Source organism: Flexivirga sp. YIM B11880 (genome assembly GCF_058148645.1).
On record NZ_JBMAMH010000038.1, the window covers coordinates 1 to 1,311 of the forward strand.

Sequence of the window (1,311 nt, forward strand, 5' to 3'; positions counted from 1 at the left end):
TTAGCTCACCGCGCCCTCCTCCTCGCCGGTCCCGTCGTCGTCGAAGACGTTTCAGGGGTCTTCTCAGATGACGGTGTAGGTCGGCCGGGCGCGTCGGTCCGCAGATAGACGTCGAGGTCTCCCGACGACGGAGGTTCCTACGCCATCCATCCGAAAGACCTCGACGTGTCCGACGCTACCCCGCCGGCCGGCTTCGGCCGCCCTGACCTGACCGCCTTCGCTCAACTCGACGGCCTCGGTCTGAGCGTGACCGGACAACGACTTGAACCGGATCGTGCGGTCCTCGCGTGCCGCGTGGTGGAACCAGATCAGTGGTGCCGACGGTGCGGCAGCGAAGGCGCTGCTCGTGACACCGTGATCCGGCGGTTGGCCCACGAGCCGCTGGGCTGGCGACCGACCGTGCTGGAAGTTGTAGTGCGCCGCTACCGCTGTGCCGACTGCGGACACGTGTGGCGCCAAGACACCAGCGCCGCGGCGGAGCCACGCGCGAAGCTCTCGCGCACCGGGCTGCGGTGGGCGCTGGAAGGGATCGTGGTCGCACACCTCACCGTCGTCCGTGTCGCCGAGGGACTCGGGGTCGCGTGGGACACCGCCAACAACGCGGTCCTGGCTGAAGGCAAGCGGCTGCTGATCAACGACCCCACGCGGTTCGAGGGCGTGAAGGTCATTGGCGTCGATGAGCACGTCTGGCGCCACACCAGGCGTGGCGACAAGTACGTCACCGTGATCATCGACCTCACCCCGGTCCGCGATGGCGCCGGCCCAGCAAGGCTGCTGGACATGGTCGAGGGCCGGTCGAAGGCGGCGTTCAAGACCTGGCTCGCCGACCGCGACAACGCCTTCCGTGACGCGGTCGAGGTGGTCGCGATGGACGGCTTCACCGGGTTCAAGACCGCCGCTGCAGAGGAGATCCCGGACGCGGTCACGGTGATGGATCCCTTCCACGTCGTGCGCCTGGCCGGTGACGCCCTCGACAGGTGCCGGCGCCGGGTCCAACTCGCGATCCACGGGCACCGTGGGTTCAGGGACGACCCGCTCTACAAGTCGCGGCGCACGCTGCACACCGGCTCGGACCTGCTCACCGACAAGCAGAGCGACAGGCTACGCGCGCTGTTCGTTGATGACGCTCACGTCGAGATCGAGGCGACCTGGGGTGTCTACCAGCGCATGATCGCCGCCTATCGCCACGAGGACCGGCAACGTGGCCGCGAGCTCATGGAGAAGCTGATCACCGACCTCAGCGCCGGCGTCCCCAAGGTGCTCACCGAGCTCACCACCCTGGGCCGGACCCTGAAGAAGCGAGCCGCTGAC

The 1,311-nt window shown here is 68.2% G+C and carries 1 protein-coding gene; it reads left to right on the top strand.

Going from position 1 to position 1,311, the window contains the following annotated elements:
* Window positions 1-165: 165 nt before the first annotated feature.
* The coding region (locus ACN8HC_RS19725; protein WP_490076544.1) for an ISL3-like element ISPfr2 family transposase at window positions 166-1,311 on the top strand (1,146 nt) is incomplete at its 3' end.